The sequence below is a fragment of the Saccharothrix sabaoui genome (assembly GCF_051756985.1).
GTDB lineage: Bacteria > Actinomycetota > Actinomycetes > Mycobacteriales > Pseudonocardiaceae > Actinosynnema.
Genome location: NZ_JBPKJK010000282.1, coordinates 1 through 6,153, shown reverse-complemented (window position 1 = coordinate 6,153; position 6,153 = coordinate 1). Strand labels below are relative to the sequence as shown.

Sequence of the window (6,153 nt, the reverse complement as noted above, 5' to 3'; positions counted from 1 at the left end):
GCGTCCAGCTCCCCGAGCACGGCGAGCACCTTCGTCCGGGCGGCGGCGACCTGGGCGGGGTCGCGGCTCTTGAGGGCGGCGGCGAGGAGCAGGCGGTGGGCGCGCGGCGCGAACGGGTCGAGGGCGAGGGCGCGCTCGGCGAGCGGGGCGGCTTCGGCCGCCTCACCCGCGACGAGGGCGAGTTCGCCGAGCCCGAGCAGGTTCCGCACGTGCCGCGCGCGCAGGCGCTCGGCCTCGACGACCGGTTCCGCGTCCACGACGTCGGCGAGGTCCGGCAGCGGGTCGCCGCGCCACAGCGCGACGGCCCTGCCCAGCAGGTCCGCGGCCCGCTCCAGGTCGCCGGCGGCCCTGGCCTCGCGCACCTCGCCGTCGAGCGCCTCGAAGGTCCACAGGTCGACGTCCAGCCGGTCCGAGCGGACCAGCCGGACGGTGTCGCCCCCGGTCCGCAGGTGGAAGCTGGCCTCGCCGCCGGACCGGTCGGGCTCCAGCAGGTGCCGCAGGTGGGTCAGGGTCACCCGCAGGTTGCGCGCCGCGCCGGCCGCGTCCAGGTCGGGCCACAGCAGCCCGAACACCTGCTCGCGGGTGAGCACGGGTCGCAGCACCAGCGCGCCGAGCAGTTGGCGGACGCGGGCCCGCCGCAGCTCCGGCGCGTCCACCGCGACCCCGTCGCGGGTCACCCGCATCGCGCCGAGCACCTCGACGCCGGTCCGCGATACCGGCGGCGCGGGCAGCGCGGCGAGCAACCGCGCCGCTCCCCCGCCGAACCCGCCCGCCCCGCCTGTCCCGACCGACCCGACCGACCCACCGGGCCCGCCGGAACGAGCGGCTGATCGGAACCGCCGGTGGACGACCGGACCGAGGGTGTCGGCCAGCCACCGGCCCAGGTCGAGGTCACCGCCGTCCGCCAGCCGCGCGGCCAGCTCCACCGACCACGGCAGCGGCAGGAAGCACAGCGCGTGCTCGGGTGGCAGCCGCGAGGCGGCGGCCGGGTCGCCCTCCCTGGCCCGCACCAGCGCCCGCGCCGCCGCCCGCGCCCTGGCGTGCGACGGCCCCAGCTCCACCCGGTCCCACACCGCCCGCAGCTCCTCGCTCAGCACGTAGCCGAGGGCCAGGAACCGCCGCAGGTGCCGTTCGTGGAACCGCCCGGTCACCGGCCACCGCGCCAGGTGGTCGGCGAACACCCGGCGCGCCTCGGTCTCGTCGCCCACGCCCACCGCCACCGCGGCCCGCGCGGCGCAGGCGAGCACGGCGTCGCGGGGGTTGTCGTGGCCGGCCGGGTCGCCGCACGGCAGCGGGTCCCAGGACGCGGCGTCGCCGCAGCACGAGGCGATGACGGCCAGGAACGCCGACGCGACGAAGGAGTCCCGCGCCGTACCACCGGGCGGCGACCCGCCGATCGGCGCGCCGCGCAACCGGGACAGGTCCGCCGGGTCGCCGTCGAACCAGCGCGCGACCGGGCCGTTGAGCCGCAGGTGCGGTTCGTCGGCCTCGCGCAGCGCCCGGTCGGCGAGGTCGGCCGCGTCGCCGGCGAACCCGCACATGTTGAGGCAGTGGTAGTGGAACCGCACGGTGGCCAGCGCCACCTGCGGCGGCACGTCCACGACGGGGGCGCGTGCGATCTCGGCCAGCGCGGCCTCCGGGTCGCCGCCGACCTCGGCGACCGTCGCCGCGACGCTGTGCCGCAGCACGAGCGCGATGGCGGTCGGCTCGCCGCGCAGCTCCCCGACCCGGCCCGCCAGCTCGGTCAGCCGCGCCAGGTCGGCCCGCGAGTGCGCGGTGATCACGGCCTGCCCGAGCACCGCGGTGTGCTTGAGCCCGTCCCACGCCCGGTCCAGCAGCGGGTCGATCCGCGGGTCGGCGAAATCGGTGGCGTGCAGCACGGCGGCGCGCAGCAGCAGGAACGCCGGCCGGTCCCGCGCCGCCGGCGGCGCGGAGCCGAGCCAGCGCTCCGCGACCAGGACGGGCAGCGCCGACAGCGTCGTGGTCACCAGCTCCACCGACGCCTCGGCGAGCAGCGCCCAGTCCCTGCCGCGGCACGCCAGCTCCCCCGCCCGCACCACGTCGCCGCGCGCGGTCAGCACGGCCGCCGCCCGGCGGTGCAGCCGCTGGAGGTCGTCGCAGGTCGTGGTGCGGTACAGCGCCTCCGTCCACAGCTCGTGCGCGCGGTAGCGGCCGTCGTCCAGCTCGCCGACCAGCGGCACCCGCCGGGCCAGCTCGTCGAGCGCGCCCGGCTCGCCGGTGACCGCGGCGACCTCCGCGCCGGTCGCCGCGCCCAGGGCGGCGAGGGCGGCCAGCTCGCGGCGGCGCGCGCCGGGCAGCCGGCCGAGGATCTCCTCGCGCGCGTAGCGCCACGGGGCCGCGGGGCCCGCCGCGAACGCCAGCCGCACCAGCGCGGGCCACCCCCGCAGCGACCGGGCCGGGGCCGGTTCCGCGCCGAGCCGGTGGGCCAGCGCCCGCACCTCGGTGTCGGTGAAGGACAGCTCGTCGGCGCCGATCCGCACCACCCCGCCCGCGGCCTCGCGCCGCGCCAGGGGCAGGTCCGGCAGCTCCCGGCCGCACAGCACCAGGTGCGCGGTCGCCGGCAGCCCGCGCACCAGCTCGGCGAGCAGCGCCGCGCCCGGCGACCCGGCGGGGATCTCGTGCACGTCGTCCAGCAGCAGGCACACCTCGACCGGCGCGCGGCGGACCAGCGCGTCCAGCACGGCCCGCGCCGTCCGCCGCGGGGTCCCGTCGGCCAGGGCGTCGAGCAGGGCGCCGGCCAGCGCGCCGGCCGCCTCGTGCGCGGGCGAGCAGTCCACCCACACGTCGACCCCGCGCGGTTCGAGCAGGTGCGCGCGCACGGCCTGCGCGAGCGCGGTGGTCTTGCCGAACCCGGCCCCGGCCACGACCGCCGTCACGGGGTGCTCCCAGCGCCGCGCGAGCCGGTCGACCAGCCGCAGGCGCGGCAGCTCCACGTCGAGCGGTCGCGGGAGGATCGTCGGTCCGGTCACCTGTGGCGGAGCGCCCGGGGGCGGCGCGGATACCCGCTCGGCCGGGGATCTGCCCGCCCGGCCGCCCCTCGGTGCAACCCCCGTTGCGGCAGGTGGACCCAGGGCGCGCGAAGCCGCCGATCGGCGCTGACCCGGCCCGAGCACGCCGTTACGGTCGAGCCACCGGACCCTGGAGGCCCCCGTGCTCAGACCTGGACGACACGGCCTCTGCGGCGTCGCCGCGCTGGTGCTGGGGCTGACCACCCCACTCACGGCCACCGCGACCGCCGGCCCGCTCGGCGCGGACGGCTCGCTCGGCGCGGACGGCTCACCCAGGTCCGGCGGCACGTCCGTCACGCTCATCACCGGCGACCGCGTCCTGGTCGACGGCCGGGACGTCGTCTCGATCACCGCCGCGCCGGGGCGGGAGCACGCCGCCTTCCGCACGTTCCACCGCGCCGGGCGGCTGCACGTGGTGCCCCTCGACGCCGCCGGGCCGCTCGCCGCCGGCCGGCTCGACCTCCGGCTGTTCGACGTCACCGGGCTCGTCGAGGCGGGCTACGACGACGCGCACCGCGACACCGTGCCGCTGGTCGTGGTGGGCGGCGGGAGCGTCGCGCCGGCGGCCGGCCCGCACGTCACCGCGGCCCTGCCCGGTGGGGCGCTCGCCGCGCGGGTGACCGGGTCCGACGCCGCGTTCCGGTCCCTGCTGGACGACCCGGCCGTCGGCAAGGTGTGGTTGGACGGCCTGCGCCGCACCGCCCTCGACCGCAGCACGGCCCAGGTCGGCGCGCCCGCCGCGTGGGCGGCCGGGCGGACGGGGACGGGCGTCCGGGTCGCGGTGCTGGACACCGGGATCGACGCGGCGCACCCCGACCTGGCCGGCCGGGTCGCCGCGGCGGCGGACTTCACCGGGGCGACCGGCCCCGCGGACGCCGTCGGCCACGGCACGCACGTCGCCGCGACCATCGCCTCCACCCACCCGGTGTACCGGGGCGTCGCACCGGACGCGCGGCTCCTCGACGGCCGGGTGTGCGGCCCGCGCGGCTGCCCCGAGTCGTCGATCCTGCGCGGTCTCCAGTGGGCCGTCGACCAGGGCGCGGACGTCGTCAACCTGAGCCTGGGCGGCTACGACACACCCGACGTGGACCCGCTCGAAGCGGCGATCGACCGGCTCTCCGCCGAGACCGGCGCGCTGTTCGTGGTCGCCGCGGGCAACTCCGCCGGGCCCGGCTCGGTCAACTCGCCCGCCACCGCCGACGCGGCGCTCGGCGTCGGCGCGGTCGACCGGACCGACGCGCTCGCCCCGTTCTCCAGCCGGGGGCCGCGCGCAGGCGACGGCGGCATCAAACCGGACCTGACCGCGCCCGGCGTGGACGTCGTCGCCGCCAAGGCGCGCGACGGGCGCGTCGGCACCCCCGTGGACGACACGCACGTCGCCCTCTCCGGCACGTCGACGGCCGCGCCGCACGTCGCGGGCGCCGCCGCGCTGCTCGCCCAGCAGCACCCGGACTGGACGGGCGCGCAGCTCAAGGCCGCCCTCGTGGCGTCCGCGCGGCCCACCCCGGCGGCGGGCGTGTTCGACCAGGGCGCGGGCCGGCTCGACATCGCCCGGGCGATCACCGCGACCACCACCACCGACCCGGTCAGCCTCGGGCTCGGCACCCAGCTCTGGCCGCACGACGACGACGCGCCCGTGGTGCGCCACCTGTCCTACCGCAACGCGGGCCCGACCCCCGTGGTGCTCGACCTGGCCGTCGAGGCCACCGGACCCGACGGCGGGCCCGCGCCGGCCGGCGTGTTCTCCGTGGTGCCGGCGCGGATCACCGTCCCGGCGGGCGGCAGCACGCGGGTCACCGTCACGGGCGACACCCGGACCGCCCCGTCGGACGGCGCCTACTCGGGCGCGGTCGTCGCGTCGGACGGCACGCGCACACCGCTGGCCCTCGAACGCGAGCCGGAGCGCTACGAGCTGACGCTCCGGTACACCGACGACCGCGGCGCGCCGGCCGACGAGGTGTCCGGTTCGGTCACCGGGCTCGACGACGACAGCTTCGTGTTCCCCGTGCCGGTGGGCGGCGTGGCGAAGCTCCGGCTGCCCAAGGGGGACTACGCCCTGGAGAACTACGTGGTGACGGACGGCGCGCGGTTGGCGTTCCTGCCCGTGCCGCTGCTGGGGTTCACCGGGGCCACGACCGTCGAGGTCGACGCCCGGCTGGCCCGGCCGGTGGCCGTGACGCCGCCGGAACCGGGCGCCGAGGAGCTGTTCGGCCAGGTCGTGCTGCACCGCCCGGCCCTCGACGGCCGGGGCGGCGGCGCCCTGATGCTGGTGGGCGGCTTCCGCGGCGTCGTGTCGCTCGCCCAACTGGGCCCGGCCCTGCCCCGCGACGAGCTGACCACGATCATCGGCGCGCAGCACGCCGGCGCGCCCCTCGGCGACACCCCGGTGAACTACCGGCTGGTGTACGTCGAGCGCGGCCCGGTGCCGACCGGTTTCGTCCGCTCCCCCGGCGTTCGGCAGCTGGCGAGGGTGACGCAGCGCATCGACACCGGCGGGCCCGACCGGACGCACCAGTACATCGGGGTGCCGCTCGCGGTCGGCGGCGGTTCCGGTGCCGGCGTCGGCCTGTGGTTCGGCCCGGGCGGCACGTACGTCGACCACCTCACCACGCGGGACGTGGCGTGGCGGTGGATGGTCGACCGGCTGGGCGGGGGCGCGTACCTGGGCAACCAGATCCACCCCCACCGCACCTACCGGCCGGGCACCGACCAGGTGCAGTGGTACTTCCGCCCCGTGCTGGGACCCGCGATCGGCACCGCGGGCCTGACCCGCACCGGCGACCGGGTGGACGTGTCCCTGGCCCTGTGGGGCGACCGCGACGGCAACCTCGGCGTGTTCCCCACGACGTCGTCCCGCACGACGCTGCACCGCGACGGCGTGCCGGTCGGCGAGGGCGACCAGCCGGGCAACGGGCGGTTCAGCGTGCCGCCCGGACCGGCCGACTTCCGGTTGGACGCCGAGGCGACCGTCGATCCCGCCGCGACGGACCTGAGCACCCGGGTCACCGGCAGCTGGACGTTCCGCTCGGGCACCACCGCCGCCACCACCGCCCTGCCGCTGACCGTCGTCCGGTTCACCCCTTCGCTGGACGACACGGGCAGCGCGCCCGCGCACCGCGTGCTG

The 6,153-nt window shown here is 78.5% G+C and carries 2 protein-coding genes; one reads left to right on the top strand and one right to left on the bottom strand.

All coding sequences use genetic code 11. The features are described 5' to 3' along the window. Nucleotides 1–2,990, bottom strand: a 2,990-nt coding sequence (locus ACR807_RS40710) for an AfsR/SARP family transcriptional regulator (RefSeq protein WP_438926891.1), incomplete at its 3' end; no start/stop codon positions are given. 181 nt (nt 2,991–3,171) lie between these two features. On the opposite strand from ACR807_RS40710, the gene ACR807_RS40705 reads away from it, so the two are divergent. After that, nucleotides 3,172–6,153: S8 family serine peptidase (locus tag ACR807_RS40705; protein WP_438926890.1), on the top strand; the 2,982-nt coding region annotated here is incomplete at its 3' end.